Origin of the sequence: Nocardia sp. NPDC050799, assembly GCF_040654015.1 — a bacterium.
Taxonomy (GTDB): Bacteria; Actinomycetota; Actinomycetes; order Mycobacteriales; family Mycobacteriaceae; genus Nocardia.
Genome location: NZ_JBFAHF010000009.1, coordinates 16,857 through 32,403, shown reverse-complemented (window position 1 = coordinate 32,403; position 15,547 = coordinate 16,857). Strand labels below are relative to the sequence as shown.

General features: G+C 70.5%; 11 protein-coding genes. 8 read left to right on the top strand and 3 right to left on the bottom strand.

The window, feature by feature from the left end; all coding sequences use genetic code 11:
- Window positions 1–74: 74 nt before the first annotated feature.
- Genes AB0H42_RS11535 through AB0H42_RS11525 form a run of 3 tightly spaced genes read left to right on the top strand, consistent with a single transcriptional unit; the run spans window position 75 to window position 4,896 of the window.
- Window positions 75–1,358 (top strand): extracellular solute-binding protein, encoded by a 1,284-nt coding sequence (locus AB0H42_RS11535; RefSeq protein WP_357053477.1) that lies wholly within the window; start codon window positions 75–77, stop codon window positions 1,356–1,358.
- On the top strand, window positions 1,355–3,157 hold the full coding sequence (locus AB0H42_RS11530) for a hypothetical protein (protein WP_357053474.1): 1,803 nt from the start codon (window positions 1,355–1,357) through the stop codon (window positions 3,155–3,157). Before AB0H42_RS11535 ends, AB0H42_RS11530 begins: the two co-directional genes overlap by 4 nt.
- Window positions 3,154–4,896, top strand: a complete 1,743-nt coding sequence (locus AB0H42_RS11525) for a hypothetical protein (protein ID WP_357053471.1) — start codon at window positions 3,154–3,156, stop codon at window positions 4,894–4,896. The genes AB0H42_RS11530 and AB0H42_RS11525 overlap by 4 nt, the downstream gene beginning before the upstream one ends.
- Window positions 4,897–4,948: 52 nt before the next feature.
- On the opposite strand, the gene AB0H42_RS11520 is transcribed toward AB0H42_RS11525, so the two are convergent.
- A complete protein-coding gene (locus AB0H42_RS11520) occupies window positions 4,949–5,608 on the bottom strand; it encodes a TVP38/TMEM64 family protein (protein ID WP_357053931.1) in 660 nt (219 codons plus the stop codon).
- Between the two features lie 444 nt (window positions 5,609–6,052).
- Between AB0H42_RS11520 and AB0H42_RS11515 the strand changes: the two genes are divergently transcribed.
- From AB0H42_RS11515 to AB0H42_RS11495, 5 genes are read left to right on the top strand one after another with little or no spacing between them, the layout of a single operon-like run.
- A complete protein-coding gene (locus tag AB0H42_RS11515; protein ID WP_357053468.1) occupies window positions 6,053–7,927 on the top strand; it encodes a methylmalonyl-CoA mutase family protein in 1,875 nt (624 codons plus the stop codon).
- Complete coding sequence (scpA, locus tag AB0H42_RS11510; protein ID WP_357053465.1) at window positions 7,927–10,212, top strand: methylmalonyl-CoA mutase; 2,286 nt, start codon at window positions 7,927–7,929, stop codon at window positions 10,210–10,212. Before AB0H42_RS11515 ends, scpA begins: the two co-directional genes overlap by 1 nt.
- Window positions 10,209–11,201, top strand: coding sequence for a methylmalonyl Co-A mutase-associated GTPase MeaB (meaB, locus tag AB0H42_RS11505; RefSeq protein WP_357053462.1), 993 nt, complete (start codon window positions 10,209–10,211; stop codon window positions 11,199–11,201). Before scpA ends, meaB begins: the two co-directional genes overlap by 4 nt.
- 56 nt (window positions 11,202–11,257) lie before the next feature.
- Window positions 11,258–11,893 carry a TetR/AcrR family transcriptional regulator gene (locus AB0H42_RS11500; protein ID WP_357053459.1) on the top strand — a complete coding sequence of 212 codons (636 nt, stop codon included), beginning with the start codon at window positions 11,258–11,260 and terminating at the stop codon, window positions 11,891–11,893.
- Window position 11,894: 1 nt separating this feature from the next.
- Window positions 11,895–13,487: an FAD-dependent monooxygenase gene (locus AB0H42_RS11495; RefSeq protein ID WP_357053457.1), complete on the top strand. Its 1,593-nt coding sequence runs from the start codon at window positions 11,895–11,897 to the stop codon at window positions 13,485–13,487.
- 40 nt (window positions 13,488–13,527) lie between these two features.
- On the opposite strand, the gene AB0H42_RS11490 is transcribed toward AB0H42_RS11495, so the two are convergent.
- Both AB0H42_RS11490 and AB0H42_RS11485 read right to left on the bottom strand, forming a co-directional pair.
- Window positions 13,528–14,349: an amidohydrolase family protein gene (locus AB0H42_RS11490; RefSeq protein ID WP_357053928.1), complete on the bottom strand. Its 822-nt coding sequence runs from the start codon at window positions 14,347–14,349 to the stop codon at window positions 13,528–13,530.
- Window positions 14,350–14,473: 124 nt separating this feature from the next.
- Entirely contained in the window at window positions 14,474–15,541 is a 1,068-nt protein-coding gene (locus AB0H42_RS11485) for a nucleoside hydrolase (RefSeq protein WP_357053454.1), read from the bottom strand.
- Between the last annotated feature and the right edge of the window lie 6 nt (window positions 15,542–15,547).

The following is a 15,547-nucleotide window of genomic DNA, read 5'->3' as shown; positions in this document are numbered from 1 at the left end:
GCCGAACAGCACGCGCCGGACCGGCAGCTGGGTCATAATCGGAACCCACTGCCGGACAAGCGCATCGGGGGATCGTGAGAACACGTCGTGCCGTGCTCCGGACGGCCGCGCTCGCGCCGCTGCTGGTGGCCTGCTCACCGGATGTGCTGCTCGGCGACCGTGCGGTGGTACGGATCGCGGTCGCCTGGAGCGGGCTGGAATTGACGGCCTTCCGGTCGGTGCTCGACGCCGCCGCCCTGCCGGCGCCGGTCGAGGTGGTGCCGCTGGGCGACGAAATCGGCACCGCGCTCACCGCGCGCGGCCGGTCGGCACCGGATATCGTCATGCTGCCGCAGGCCGGGCAGCTCCGGGATCTGGTCACCGCCGGACGGCTGCGGGAGGTGCCGGCGGAGCTGTGGTCCGGCCCGGACGGGCCGCGTTACGCCGAGCAGTGGCGGCAGTTGTGCCACCATCGGGACCGGCTCTACGGGGTGCCGTTCAAGGCGAGCGGTAAATCGCTGATCTGGTACGACCGGGACGCCTTCGCGGCGTCCGGGCTGGGCGATCCGGCCGGCTGGACGGTCGACGACTGGCTCGCGGGGGTGCGCGAAACCGCCGGCATGTCCCGGCGGCTGCTCGCCCTGGGCGCCGCCGACGGCTGGGTGCTCACCGATCTCTTCGAGAACCTGCTGCTGGCCGAATCGCCGGCGGTGTATCGCGAGCTGGGCGCCGGAGTACGGACCTGGGATGCGGCGGCCGTGCACCAGACCTTTCTTCGGCTGGGCGGGCTGTGGGGTATCCGGAACGGGTTACCGGGCGGGGTGGGCACCGCGCTGACCGAACAGTTCGCCGATGCCGTGCGCGATGTTTTCGCACACCGGCGGGCGCTGGCGGTGGCGGCGCCGGACTTCGCCGAGCCGGTGGTGCGTGATGCGCTGCGGCGGTCGGGCCGGACCGAAGAAGCGGCCACGGTGGTGCCGTTCCCGAGTGTGCTGCCGGGCGGAGAGAAGCCGCGGATCATGGGCGGCGATGTGATGGTGCTGACGCGGTCGGCGGATCCACGCGCGGACGCGGTGGTGGCCGCGCTGGCGGCCGATGGGGCGCCGGTGCCGTGGATCGAACAGGTCGGCGGATTCCTCGGGCCCAACCTGCACACCCGGGCCCGATATTCACGCTGGTCGGCGCCCACCGCCGCGGCACTGGCCGACTGGCCGGATTTCGATCTGTCCGACCGTCTCGGCGTGGTCGGCGGTCGCGACGGATTGTGGCGGGTGCTCACCGAATTCCTGATCACCGTCGGTGACATCGGCGGTGATGTCGGCGCCGCCGCCGAGACCGCCGTCGCGACCCTGGGGCGTTTCGAAAGAGGTTGGCGATGACCGCGGCACCGGGCTTCGAAGCACATAACCTGCGACTGGAATTGCCGCTCGGGCCGATGCACGGCCCACTGCAGCCCGGGCGGCCGCCGCAACGCGGTATCACCCTGGTCGCCTGCCTACCGGCCGCGCTCCTCTTGGCACTGCTGCTGGTACCGGCTACCGGAACCGTTGTGCTGGCCGTGCGCACACGGCTGTGGCCGGTGGTGGTCAGCGTGGTGGCGGCCGCCGTGTTCGTTGCCGCGGTGCAGGCGGCCCGCCGCGGCGAAAATCGGCGCCTATGGGCGGTTCCGGCGCTGGTGGGTGCGGTATCGCTCGTTGTGCTGTACTTGTCGGACGAATCGTACGCGCGCAGCCTTTACTGGATGGCGTTCGCGGCCGCGCTGCTGGTCACGGCGATGCTACTGGCCTGGTGGACCCGGCGCGGCCGAGGGCTGTGGCTGCCGCTCATCGTGCCGTTCGGTATCTCGGCGATCGTGTCCGGGGTCGCGTTCCGCCTGATCTTCCAGTACACCGGCGCGCGGCTGGGTTTCGACGGTTTCCCGGGATATCGCACCTGGTTCGTGGTGATGCTGGGCTCGGCTTTTCTGTGGACCTGGTTCGGGTTCCTGGTCGGGGTGTTCCGGGCGGGTATCCGGGCCCTGGAGCGTGACCCCGTGCGATGGACCAGGCTCCGGGAGAAGAGCGGGCTCCCACTGGTATGGCGGCTGTTCGCCCTGCAGCGGTCGATAGTTCTGGTGGCCGGACTCGTGGTGGGGGTCGCCGCGGCGCGCGTGTTCGATGTGGTGCTCATCGGTGTACCGGGCTCGGTCCAGTACCAGGTGGACAGTGCCACCGTGTCGTGGTGGCGGCTGGCCACCGACCCCGCCACCGCGGGCGAGGCCGCCGCTTACGCTCTCCCGCTGGCCGCATTGCTCGGGGTGGCGGCCTGGGCGCTGCAGACCGACCTCCGGGACCGGCGCGCCGGTTTTCCGCCCGCCGCACATCCCGCCGACGAGATCCCCGCCGCGCCCACCGTCAGAACTGTCGCCGATTGGGCCCGGGGTGTGCTGATCGGCGCGGTGTCGGTGGCCGCGGTGATACCGCTGGTGGTGCTCGCGGTGGTGGCGTTCCGCGGGCCGGACGGCTGGTCGGCGGCCGCGTTCACCGATGTGTGGCGGGACCGGTGGCTGCTGCATTCGGTCGAGGCGACCTTCTGGGTGGCCCTGCTCGCGACGATCATCGTGGTGGCCGCCGCCGCGCCGCTGGCGTACCGTCTCGCGGTGGCTCCCGCCGGATGGGTGACCCGCACGATCGTCACCGTGCTGGTGGTACTGGCGGTGTTGCCGGTCCAGGCGTATCTGGGTCCGCTGGACATCTTCATCGACGACCACGGACTCTCCGGGACCCGGGTGCCGCTCGTGCTCGTGCACGCCGCGGCCGGGGTGCCGATCGCGGTGCTGATCCTGCGCGGCGCGGTCGCGGCACCGCCCGGCAGCCCGGCCGCGGACGCGTTGCACGGGCTGGCGGCCCCGGGCACCATCAGCCGCCGGCTGTTCGATTCGGCGGGCCCGGCTCTGGGCGCGGTGGCCGTACTCGAATTCGTCCAGGTCTGGAACGATTTCATCGTCGGCCTGCTGATCAGTGGTGCCGGTGCCTCACCCTGGTCGCTGCTGCTGTGGGGGGAGGCTCGGCAGTTCGGTGAGAACGCCGCCCAGCTGGCGGCCGGTTCGCTGATCGCGGGACTGCTGCCGGTAGCACTGGTGCTGGCGACGTGGCGGCGGTGGATCGTGCCCGGACTGACCGGCGGGGTGCTGCGATGAGAGAACCGTTACCGCGGACCTCGGTCGTCTCGGGGGTACTGAGCGGTCTGTCGGTGCTGGCCTCGGCCCTGCTGCTGGAACTGGGTCGCAACCTGGTCATGGACTCGTTCGGTGAGAGCGCCGAGGTGCAGCTGGTGGCTTCCGGGCTGCGCTGGCTGGCGGTGCTGCTCGTCGTCCTGGCCCTGCTCTACACCGGATACCGGCTGACCGCCGAACGGCGGGACCGACGCCGGTTGCGGCGCCGCCGCGATCTACTCGCGGGCTTGGACGGACCGCCGCTCACCGGTCCGTGGGCCTCGGACCACCTGCTGTCATCCTCCGAGAACGACGACGAGAACAACGAACGCATCGACGAGTCCGAGGGCGAATACGGCGTCGGGCCCGACCCGACCCTCGGCGACCACCCGGTCGCGGCCGCGCTGCGCGCACTGCCGGTCGCCGAATACGACGCCGCCACTGTGCACGCGATTCTGACCGCGATCGGAATGGAGTTGGCGCTCCACCCGGAGGCGGGGAGCCCCTCGGCGGGGGCGCAGCCGATCGCACCGGGCGAGCGATGGACCGCCACGGACCTGCTGGCGCAACTGATCTCGGACGGGGTGCTGGTCTGTCACGAAACCCAGCGCTATCGGCTCGCCCGCTATCCGGCGGAACCAGACCGGGCGACCGTGCTCGCCGGGGCGATCTTTCAGGCAGCCCTTTTCGCGCTCCTGCGCCACAGCGCCGACCGGGCCGCCGGCTGGGCCATCGGGGTCACCACGGTGCCGTTCGGACCACCGGCCCGCCGCTGGTTCGCGGTGGAGGACCCGCGCCTGCGCACGCTTGTGCGTCGATGTTGCCTCGGTGATAGTGATCGCGTCGCGGCGATCCCCTCGGCCACGGCGGCCCAGTTGGTCCGTATCTGTGACGCTCTCGATACCTGGTATGCCGTCCGTCCGGCCCCCGACAGTAGAACACGATCGTTGGCAGCGGCTGTGGTGAGGCTGGGGCCGGAGGTACTGGGTGGCCACCACCGGGCGCTCGCGCTGCGCGCTCAGCCGGCCGGAGCACCGCCGTGGCGGTGGCGCCCGTGGTGGCGCCGGGCCACCGGGATCGGCGCCCGTGCCGAACACACCGCCGGTCTGACGCTACTCGAATCGGCGGAGACCCCCGATGCGCTGGCCGCCGCCGTCGATCGGTTGCGGGCGGCCTGGTGGCGACTGCCGCGCGAAGACCTGGCGAACCAGGTGCGGGTGCTGACCGACCTCGCCGTGGCGCATATCCATCAGGGCCGCCTCGACGCCGCCCGAGACCGGCTGGAGCTGGCGGCGCTGCGCGCACGCGATGACGAGAACGCCGACGGCTGGGCCCGGGTACACGAGATCGCGGGTGCGGTCGCCTGGGCCCGCGGTGAACCGCGTGGCGCCCTGCGCTGCTGGCAGCACGCCCTGACCATCTATCGAGAGCTGGCCGACAACAGCGGTATCGGACGCTGTCTGCAGCACCTCGGTGCCGCGGTGATCGTCGCGCCCGAGCACGGCGATCTGGTCCTGGACGGCGAACCGGCGCACGACGTCGCCGAGGTGCAGCGCTACGCGCACAGCTGGCTGGCCGAGGCCGGCCGGCGCAATCCCCGCGCGGCCCATGTGACCTACTACACCGGCCACGCCGCGACGATCCGCGGTGGGGCCGAACCGCCGGATTTCGAGCGCTGGCCGCTGGAGGTGCGGGAGGAGACGATTTCCACGCCGGTCCTGTAGCGCCCGGACAGCGCCACGACGATCATGGCGTGGTGTCGCGCTCCCGGACCGGTCAATCGAGGACGCCGACCGGATCCGCCACCGCCGGTTTCCACCGCTGATCGATCGCCAGACCCAGCAGGCCGGCGGCGATACAGGCGATCGAGACCGCCACCATCACCGGATGGGTGCCTCCGGTCAGCGCGTCGGCCAGGATGACGGTGGCGGCGGTGCCGGGCAGGATCCCGATGACAGTCGCGCCCAGGTACGGCCAGAACCGGATCGAGGACAGGGCGCAGCAATAGTTGACCACCGAGAACGGTGCGAAGGCGATCAATCGGAGCGCGCCCACGGCGAGCCAGCCCCGCCGGTGCAGGCGCTCGTCCACGATCCGCACGGTGGGATGGTCCAGGTACACGCCCACCCGGTCGCGTCCGTAGGCGCGGGCCAGAAGGAATGCGGCGGCGGCACTGAGCACGGTGGCGCCCACGGCCACCGCGAGCCCGACCACGGGACCGAACAGGAGGCCCGAGGCCACCGTGAACACGGTGCGCGGGACGGGGGCGATGGTGATCAGGGTGTGCGCCACGAAGAACAGCACCGGGAAGTAGGGACCGGCTTCCCCGGCCCACTGCTGGATCTGCCCGGGGCTCGGCAGGGGGGTCAGCAGTGCCGCCGCGCAGATGAGGGCGGCGCAGCACAGCAGCGGGACCAGCCGCCGGTCGCGGAGCATTCGGGACACCGGCCGAGGTTACCGGTCGGCCGCCGGACGCCCGCCGAGCGGTGTGGAGCTGCCCGCCCCTCGGACGGCCGCCGGATCGTCCACGGCGGATGTGGAAGGTGAACCCGTGTCCGCGAGGTCGGTTTCGCGGTCCGCGGCGCCGCCGTCGTACCGGCCGAGATCGGAACGCCGCTACCGCACCGCGCGCCCGCCGCAGGACGCTTCCGCGAGGGTCACGGCTCCGGGGCGCCGGTGAACAGGCGCGGCGGGGATCGCGGCAGCGAGGTTACTCGCTGGTAGTGGTGGCCACGGACGATGCCGTACGGGCATCCCGCTAGCATCGGAGGAGCGGGCTGAATGCTCGTTAACCAACGTATTCGCTGAGCTGGGCGGATGCCAAGGTACCCGCGCACCCAGTGGTGCGCTTGTACTGGAACGACAATGAGGGAACAGGGTATGCCGATTGCTGCAGAGCCCGCGGCCGGAGCTGATCCGTCCTCGTCCGCGGTGCCCGAATATCCCGCCTGGCGCAAGGGTGTGGCGGGAGTGCTGGCCAAAACCCGCAAGGTCGACGCGGCCGAACTCGGTGCGGAACCCGAAAAGCTACTGAACCAGTCCACCTACGACGGGCTGAGTATCGCGCCGCTGTACACACGTCGAGACGAACTGCCCGAGCTGCCGCTGCCCGGCGCCTATCCGTTCGTCCGCGGCGGCGACGCCACCCGCGATGTCCACCGCGGCTGGTTCGTCAGTGCCCGGATCGGCGCCGCCGATGCCGCGTCCGCCAATCGGGAGATCACCGGCGGACTGGAGAACGGCCTGAGCGCCGTGGAACTCGGGGTCGGTGCGCACGGTCTGCCGGTGGCCGATATCGCCGCCGCGCTCGACGGTCTGCTCTTCGAACTGGCGCCGCTGGCCCTGCGTGCCGGGACCGCGACCGCGGCCGCGGCCGCGGCGGTCTACGAGGTGCTCGACCGGTACTCGACGCCCGATCGCACCGCCATCCGGATCTCTCTCGGTGCGGCACCCCTCACCAGCGCGTTCGCCGGAACCGAGGATATCGGCCTCGCCGAGACCGCGGCCCTGGCCGTCGCCGCCGGGCAGCGGCCCGAAACCGTCCGGGCGATCAGCGTGGACGGCACCGTCTTCCACGATGCCGGCGCCTCCGACGCCCAGGAACTGGGTGCGGCCGTCGCCGCCGGGCTCGAATACCTGCGGGTGCTGTCCGGGGAGATGCCGGTCCCCGAAGCGCTGCGTCGGCTGGAGTTCCGGTTCGCCGCCACCGACGACCAGTTCGCCACCATCGCCAAGTTCCGGGCCGCGCGGCGCCTGTGGGCGCGGGTCGCCCACGCGCTGGGCGCGCCGTCGGAGGGCGCGGCCCCGCAGCACGCGGTGACCTCGGCGGCCATGATGAGCCGGCGCGACCCCTGGGTGAACCTGTTGCGTACCACCCTCGCCGCCTTCGGCGCCGGGGTGGGCGGCGCCGATACCGTCACCGTGCAGCCGTTCGATTCCGCGCTGCCCGCCGGTGAGCTCGGGGTCTCGGCATCGTTCTCCGAACGGATGGCTCGCAACACCCAGCTACTGCTGCTCGAGGAATCCCATCTCGGGCACGTCCAGGATCCCGGCGCGGGTTCCTGGTACGTCGAGAGCTACACCGACGAACTCGCCACCGCCGCCTGGGCGTTCATGCAGGAGCTCGAAGCCGCCGGCGGTTACCGGGCCGCGCTGGACTCGGGTCTGGTGGCCACCCGGATCGCCGAGACGCACACCCGCCGGGAAAGCGATATCGCTCATCGCCGCACCGCCGTGACCGGGGTGAACGAATTCCCGAACCTCGCCGAGGCGCCGCTGTCGGAGGCTGCTCGTACGGCCGGCCCCGGTCAGCGCTACGGTGCCGCCTTCGACGCGCTGCGGGATCGCTCGGATGCCTACCTCGCGGCGCACGGCCGCCGCCCGCAGGCGTTGCTGGTGCCGTTGGGCACGGTGGCCGAGCACAATGTGCGGGTCACCTTCATCGCCAACCTGCTGGCGTCCGGCGGTATCGAATCCATCAACCCGGGGCCGCTCGCCGAGAGCGATATCGCCGCGGCAGCAAAGGAATCCGGTGCCTCGATCGCGGTGCTCTGCGGTACCGACGCGCGCTACGGCACCGATGCGGCCGGTGCGGTGGAACAACTGCGTGGCGCCGGAGTCGGGACTGTGCTGCTGGCCGGTCCGGAGAAGGTCGTGGCCGGTATCGAGGAGGCCCGGCGTCCGGACGGGTTCCTGGCGGCCCGGATCGACGCGGTCGCCGCCCTGACCGCCCTGCTGGAGAAGGTGGGAGCCTGATGACGACACAGCGAATCGAGCAGGAGGTCGGTAGTTTCGCCGACGTACCGCTCACCGAGCCGGGTTTCACGCCCGGCAAGGCCGACCAGAGCGCCCGCGACTCCTTCGTGCAGGAGGCGGCCGCGGCGAACAACTACGCTCCCGAGCAGCTGGTGTGGTCGACTCCGGAGGGGATCGATGTCCCGCCGGTGTTCACCAAGGCCGATCGTGATGCCGTCGCCGAGGCCGGGTTCCCGCTCGACAGCGTGCCCGGTGTCGCGCCCTTCGTGCGTGGGCCGTACCCGACGATGTACGTGAACCAGCCGTGGACGATCCGCCAGTACGCGGGTTTCTCCACGGCCGCGGATTCCAATGCCTTCTACCGTCGTAACCTGCAGGCGGGACAGAAGGGCCTGTCGGTGGCGTTCGACCTGGCCACCCACCGCGGATACGATTCCGACCATCCCCGGGTACAGGGTGATGTCGGTATGGCCGGGGTGGCCATCGACTCCATCCTGGACATGCGCCAGCTGTTCGACCACATCCCGCTGGATCAGGTCAGCGTATCGATGACCATGAACGGCGCGGTGCTGCCGATCCTGGCGCTGTACGTGGTCGCCGCCGAAGAGCAGGGCGTGGCGCCGGAACAGCTGGCCGGAACCATTCAGAACGATATTCTGAAAGAGTTCATGGTCCGCAACACCTACATCTATCCGCCGAAGCCCTCGATGCGGATCATCTCCGATATCTTCGCCTACACCAGCGCGAAGATGCCGAAGTTCAACTCCATCTCGATTTCCGGCTACCACATCCAGGAAGCCGGGGCGACCGCCGATCTCGAACTCGCCTACACCCTCGCCGACGGCGTGGAATACCTGCGGGCCGGCATCGATGCGGGCATGGAGATCGACAAGTTCGCGCCGCGGCTGTCGTTCTTCTGGGCCATCGGGATGAACTTCTTCATGGAGGTCGCCAAACTCCGGGCGGGCCGGTTGCTGTGGAGCGAACTGGTCGCGAAGTTCGATCCGAAGAACCCGAAATCGCTATCGCTGCGGACCCATTCGCAGACTTCCGGCTGGTCGCTGACCGCGCAGGACGCCTACAACAATGTGGCCCGCACCTGTATCGAGGCCATGGCCGCGACCCAGGGGCACACCCAGTCGTTGCACACCAACGCGCTCGACGAGGCGCTCGCGCTGCCGACCGATTTCTCGGCCCGGATCGCGCGCAACACCCAGCTGCTGATCCAGCAGGAGTCCAACACCACACGGCCGATCGACCCGTGGGGCGGCTCCTACTACGTCGAATGGCTCACCCATCAGCTCGCCGAACGGGCCCGGGCGCATATCGCCGAGGTCGAAGCGCACGGCGGGATGGCCCAGGCCATCGGCGAGGGCATCCCCAAGCTGCGCATCGAGGAGGCCGCGGCCCGGACCCAGGCGCGGATCGATACCGGTCAGCAGCCGGTGATCGGCGTCAACAAATACCAGGTCGCCGAGGATCACGAGGTCGAGGTCCTCAAGGTCGAGAACTCCCGGGTGCGCGCCGAGCAGATCGAGAAGCTACGGCAGTTGCGGGCCGACCGTGATCAGGACGCGGTGGACCGGGCGCTGAGCGAACTCGGCCGAGCCGCCGCCTCGTCGGCGGGCGGGATGGCGAACAACCTGCTGGCCCTGGCCATCGACGCCGCGCGCGCGAAGGCCACCGTCGGCGAGATCTCCGACGCGCTGGAAAAGGTCTACGGCCGGCATCAGGCCGAGATCCGTACCCTGTCCGGGGTGTATCGCGACGAAGCCGGCAAGGTCACCAACATCACCACCGCCGGGGATCTGGTGGACGAGTTCGCCGAGGCCGAAGGGCGGCGTCCGCGCATCCTGGTCGCGAAGATGGGCCAGGACGGGCACGACCGCGGCCAGAAGGTGATCGCCACGGCCTTTGCCGATCTCGGATTCGACGTCGATGTGGGCCCGCTGTTCCAGACCCCCGAAGAGGTGGCCCGCCAGGCGGCGGACAACGACGTGCACGTCGTCGGTGTGTCCTCGCTGGCCGCCGGTCACCTCACGCTGGTGCCCGCTCTGCGGCAGGCACTGGCCGATGTCGGCCGGCCCGACATCATGGTCATCGTCGGTGGGGTCATCCCGCCCGGTGACTTCGACGAGCTGTACGAGGCGGGTGCGGCGGCGATCTTCCCGCCGGGCACCGTGATCGCCGACGCGGCGATCGATCTGCTGCGCAAGCTCGGTGCCGCGCTCGGGCACGAACTCGGTTCCGGCGACAGTGGATCCGGGGTCGAAAACCAGGGATGAGCACACGTGTCGTCGACGTGGAAGCACTCGCGCAGGCGGTCCGCTCCGGTGAGCGGGCCGCCCTCGCGCGGGCGATCACCCTGGTGGAGTCCACCCGGGCCGACCATCGGGACCAGGCGCAGCAGCTGCTGCTCCGGTTGACCCCGGAAACCGGTGCGGCACTGTCGAACCGGGTGGGGATCACTGGGGTGCCCGGGGTGGGGAAGTCGACCTTCATCGACTCCCTCGGTATGCAGCTGATCGGGCAGGGGCACCGGGTCGCCGTGCTGGCGGTGGATCCGTCGTCCACCCGGACCGGCGGTTCGATCCTCGGTGACAAGACCCGGATGGCGCGGCTGTCGGTGGAGGGCAACGCCTTCATCCGGCCGTCCCCGACAGCGGGCACCCTCGGCGGGGTGGCGAAGGCGACCCGCGAGACGATCGTGCTGCTCGAGGCGGCCGGGTACGACGTCATTCTGGTCGAAACCGTCGGGGTGGGGCAATCCGAGGTGACCGTGGCGAACATGGTCGATGTCTTCTGCTTCCTCACCCTGGCGCGTACCGGCGATCAGTTGCAGGGCATCAAGAAGGGTGTCCTGGAACTGGCCGATCTGGTCGCGGTGAACAAGGCCGACGGTAAGCACGAGATCGAGGCGAAATCGGCGGCCCGGGAACTGTCCGGGGCGCTGCGGCTGATCCATCCGCACGACGCGCTGTGGCGGCCGCCGGTGCTCACCATGAGCGGTCTGGAAGGGGTCGGCCTGGAGAAGTTCTGGCAGACCGTGCTGGAACACCGCCGGGTGCTCACCGACGCGGGTGAGTTCGCCGAGAAGCGCCGCCGGCAGCAGGTCGACTGGACCTGGACCATGGTGCACGACCAGTTGCTCCGCCGGTTGGCCGACAACCCGGAGGTGAAGGCGCTGCGCGGCGAAGTGGAGCGCGAGGTCCGGGACGGGACACTGACCGCGGCGCTGGCCGCGCAGAAACTGCTGGACGCCTTCGACAGCTAAAAAGTTTCCGACATGGAAATCTTTCCGTTTTGGAAACTTTGTGTACCGTGGTGGGCATGGACGATGCCGAACCCGGATTACGGGAGCGCAAGAAACGGGAAACGCGCCTGGCGCTGAGTCTCGCCACCATCCGGCTGTCGATCGAGAAGGGCTGGGACGCGGTCACCGTCGAGGAGATCGCGGGCGCCGTCGGTGTCTCCGATCGGACCTTCCGCAACTATTTCGGCAGCAAGGCCGAAGCAGTGGCCTCCCGGCACCTGGACCGGATGTCCGAGATCGGCCGGTTGCTGAGCGCCCGCCCGGTGTCGGAACCGCTCTGGAGCGCGATCACCGCCGCGGTCCTGCACGGATTCGAGGTGGGCGAGGGCGATACGCAGGCGCACTGGTCGGGCGATACCCGCTGGGCCGAAGGTGTGGGGGAGATTCTCTCCCAGCCCGCGGTACGCGGTGCCGTACTGGAGGCCGACGCGCTCGCGCAGCGGGAACTGGCCGCGGCCGTCGCCGGACGGGTCGGCGGCGATCCCGACCGGGACCTGTATCCGAAACTGGTGGCCGCGGTGGTGGGTTCGGCCTGTGCGGTCGCCACGGAGCACTCCCGGACCACCCGGCCGCCCGAATCCCTCGCCGCCGCATTGCGCGCGGCGCTGATCCAGGTGGCCGCCGGGCTGCCCGAACCGAATGGCGGGAGCTGAGATGCGCTACGACGTGATCATCGCCGGGGCGGGCCCGGTCGGGCTGCTGCTGGCCTGTGAGTTGGGCCGGGCCGGAATCCGGCCGCTCCTCATCGAACGCAACGCCGAGACCGAGACCGAACCCCGGGCCAACGGCCTGGTGGGCCAGGTGGTGCCGCTGCTGGATCGGCGCGGGCTGTACGAGCGGCTCAGCGGGACCTCCGGTCCACCCCGGCCCAACGACCGGTACTTCATGTTCGGCGGGCTGGCCCTCGATCTGAGTCTGCTCGACGACGGGCCGATCTACACCCTGCCGATCCCACAGCGGGAACTGGTCGCCGCCCTGGGCGGATACGCCGCCGAACTCGGTATCGAGGTCCGGCGCGGCGCGGCGATCGTGGCCGTCGCGGACGACGGCGACGGGGTCGCGGTGGAGGTCTCGGGCCCGGACGGCTCGGCGTATCTTCGTGGCCGCTACCTGGTCGGCGCCGACGGCGCGCACAGCATCGTCCGCAAACAGCGCGGGATCGGTTTCCCCGGCATCGGATACGACCGCACGACCGCCCGTACGGTCCACGCCTCGATTCCCGCCGGGTGGGTGGACCCGGCTTCCGGTGAGCTGCGGGTGCCCGGGTACGGCCCGGTCCGGCCGTTCCTTTCGCTACGTACCGAGCACGGTGGTTTCACCTACGCCCCGTTCGCGGGCCGGCCGCCGATGCTGTCCACTGTCGAATGGGACGAACCCCCGGCCGACGAACCGATGACGCTGGCGGAGATGCGGGCCAGTATCTTCCGGGTCCTCGGCGCGGAGATCCCGCTCGGCGAGCCCGTGGGACCGGGCCCGCACCTGCTGCGGCGGCTGCGCGGCGGGCATACCCGGGTGGCTGAACGCTTCCGTGACGGACCGGTCTTCCTGGCCGGCGACGCGGCACACGTGTACACCGGCGGTGGCGGGCCGGGACTGAACGTGGGACTGGCGGACGCGGTGGAACTGGGCTGGAAACTGGCCGCGGAGATCGACGGCTGGGCGCCGCCAGGTCTACTCGACAGCTACGACCGGGAACGGCGGCAGGCGGCCACCCGGACGGAACTGGCCGCCCGGGCCCAATCGGCGCTGCTCGCCCCGGGCGGGGACGCCACCGCCCTGCGTACGGTGTTCGCCGAACTGCTCACCGACGAATCCGCGGTCGCGCGGGTGGCCGCGATGATCGCCGGGACGGATATCCGCTACGAGATGGGCGCCGCGAACCCGCATCCGCTCGTCGGCTACAGCGCCCCGGACCTCACGCTGCGCGTCGGCGGCGGTGTGGTGCGCCTGGCCGAGCTGATCCGGGACTACCGTCCACTGCTGCTGGACCTCGGCGCCGACGGGGCGTGGTCCGCGGCCCTCCCCGGCCTGCCGAGCCGGGTCGGCGTGGTGCGCGCCCACACCGGGGACACCACGGCGACCGCACTGCTGCTGCGACCCGACGGCCGGGTGGCCTGGGCCACCGACTCCGCGCCCACGCCCGGCGAGATCGCCGAATGCCGTGCGGCGCTGACCCGCTGGGCGGGGCCCGGCACGCCGGAGGAGCCACCCGCGCGGGTGGGGGCCGGGACGGAACGACCGGCCTGACACCGGACCGCATCGGCGCCGGGCGCTGCCGAGATCCTCGTCAGGGCAGGCCGAACCGGTCGGCGGCATTGCGGTAGCAGACCCGGCGCAACCAGTCGTCGCCCAGGTCGAGCCGTTCCAGGGCTTGGACGGCGTGCCGGTATGGGTACGGGATGTTCGGGAAATCGCTACCGAACATGATCCGGTCGCCGTGGTCGAGCAAACGGTGCCGGTCGGCCACCGGGAACGGGATATCGGCTTCGGCGAAATCGGTGAACGCCATGGTGGTGTCCAGCGAAACACCGGTATGCCGGTCGGCGAGGTCGAGGAAGTCGCGGTATTCGGGCATGCCCATATGCGCCACGATCAAGGGCAGGCGCGGAAACCGTCGCAGCACCTCGGCGACCGGCTGGGGCCCGGTGAACGCGCCGGGCGCCGGGCCGGAACCGCAGTGGATGACGGTGGGTACGCCGGCGTCCTCGAGGAGGCCCCAGACCGGATCGAGCAGCGGGTCACGGGGGTCGTAGGCGCCGACCTGGATATGCGATTTGAACACCCGCGCACCCTGGTCCACCGCCGCCGCCACGTATCCCGCCGCACTCGGCTCGGGGTAGAACGTGGCGGTGTGCAGGCATTCCGGCACCTCGGCGGCGAATTTCGCGGTCCACTCGTTCAGCCATGCCGCCATCTCCGGTCGATGCGGATACACCAGTGCGGTGAACGCGCGGATTCCGAACCGGCGCAGTGTCTCCAGCCGGACCGGTTCGTCGGCGCGATAGGTGATCGGCCAGGGGCGTCCGGTGAGCGGACCGGCATCGTCGAAGTACGCCCAGACCTTGCGCAGCACCCGGTGCGGCATGAAATGGGTGTGCACATCGATCATTCCCGGAAGACCCAGCCGCTGCCGGAACTCCGCCAGATACGCCTCGTCGGCCGGAACCTCATATGTTCCGGAAGAGTTCACGCTCGTCCCTCTCGATCGGATCGGACAGGGGGCGTCCGGAATGTCATCGACGCCGGGCGACGGGCTCACCGACGGGCTTGCCGGGATACACGGTGCGCGCGTGATCGCCGATCCGGGCGATCATGCGATCGAAGAAACGCACGGGGTCGGTGCCGACGACGATATCGGCGTTGGGTGGCCGCCCCCACATACCGGCCCAGTCGGCGATGGTGGCGCCCCGCGTGAGGGTGCCCGTGAGCTCGACGTCCACGGTAGCGGGCCGGGTGCGCGCCAGCGCCGGGTCCAGGGTCACCGCGGCCGCGAACGGGTCGTGCATATGGGCCAGGTAGCCGAGGTCGTATCCGTGGTGGAAATCGAAGTAGAAGCGCACCGCGTCGGTGAGGTACCGGATGATCGGATTGCTCGCCGCCGACCGCGCCGTGGGTGGGTCGGCGGGCGATACCGTCTCGAGCGGGAAGCTGCCGGCCCGCTCGGCCAGCCGGATCAGGTGGGCGGGCCGCATCTCGATGGTTTCGGTGATGTCGAGGGCGCAGACCAGCGGACGGCGGTCCGGCGGAGCGGCGGAGAAGGCGTCGAAGACGATCTTCGCGGCCTCGGGGTCGACATGGATGTTCCATTCGTTGGTCGGTGTGGTGTTGCCGGGGTGGGAGAACGCCCCGCCCATGATCACCAGCCGGCGCAGCATCCGGGGCAGCTCGGGTTCCTCGCGGAGGGCGAGGGCGAGATTGGTGAGCGGCCCGGTACACAGTCCGATCAGTTCCCCGGGATGGCGGCGTGCCAGATCCACCCACATCCGCGCCGCGCTGCGATCGGAGATGCGCCGTGTCGGGGCGGGGAGTTCGGCGTAGCCGACGCCGTGCGGTCCGTGGGTGTCCTCGGTGGTGCGCAAGGGGATCGCGAGCGGTTCGGCCGCCCCGAGGGTCACCTCGATCTCCGGGGCGCGGGCCAGCTCGAGCCAGGCCAGATTGTTGATCGCGACCTGGGTCGCGGGCACATTGCCGGCGGTGGAAACAATTCCCATGATCTCGGCGTCCGGGCTGGCGAGCAGGAAGAGCAGGGCGAGGGAATCGTCCACGCCGGTGTCCACGTCCAGGATGATCCGCTGCCGCACTCCATG

Excerpts from the sequence above, each read along its gene's own strand:
- AB0H42_RS11530 (WP_357053474.1), top strand. The coding sequence starts at position 1,355 with ATGACCGCGGCACCGGGCTTCGAAGCACATAACCTGCGACTGGAATTG.
- AB0H42_RS11525 (WP_357053471.1), top strand. The coding sequence starts at position 3,154 with ATGAGAGAACCGTTACCGCGGACCTCGGTCGTCTCGGGGGTACTGAGC.
- AB0H42_RS11520 (WP_357053931.1), bottom strand. The coding sequence starts at position 5,608 with ATGCTCCGCGACCGGCGGCTGGTCCCGCTGCTGTGCTGCGCCGCCCTC.
- AB0H42_RS11515 (WP_357053468.1), top strand. The coding sequence starts at position 6,053 with ATGCCGATTGCTGCAGAGCCCGCGGCCGGAGCTGATCCGTCCTCGTCC.
- scpA (WP_357053465.1), top strand. The coding sequence starts at position 7,927 with ATGACGACACAGCGAATCGAGCAGGAGGTCGGTAGTTTCGCCGACGTA.
- meaB (WP_357053462.1), top strand. The coding sequence starts at position 10,209 with ATGAGCACACGTGTCGTCGACGTGGAAGCACTCGCGCAGGCGGTCCGC.
- AB0H42_RS11500 (WP_357053459.1), top strand. The coding sequence starts at position 11,258 with ATGGACGATGCCGAACCCGGATTACGGGAGCGCAAGAAACGGGAAACG.
- AB0H42_RS11495 (WP_357053457.1), top strand. The coding sequence starts at position 11,895 with ATGCGCTACGACGTGATCATCGCCGGGGCGGGCCCGGTCGGGCTGCTG.
- AB0H42_RS11490 (WP_357053928.1), bottom strand. The coding sequence starts at position 14,349 with ATGATCGATGTGCACACCCATTTCATGCCGCACCGGGTGCTGCGCAAG.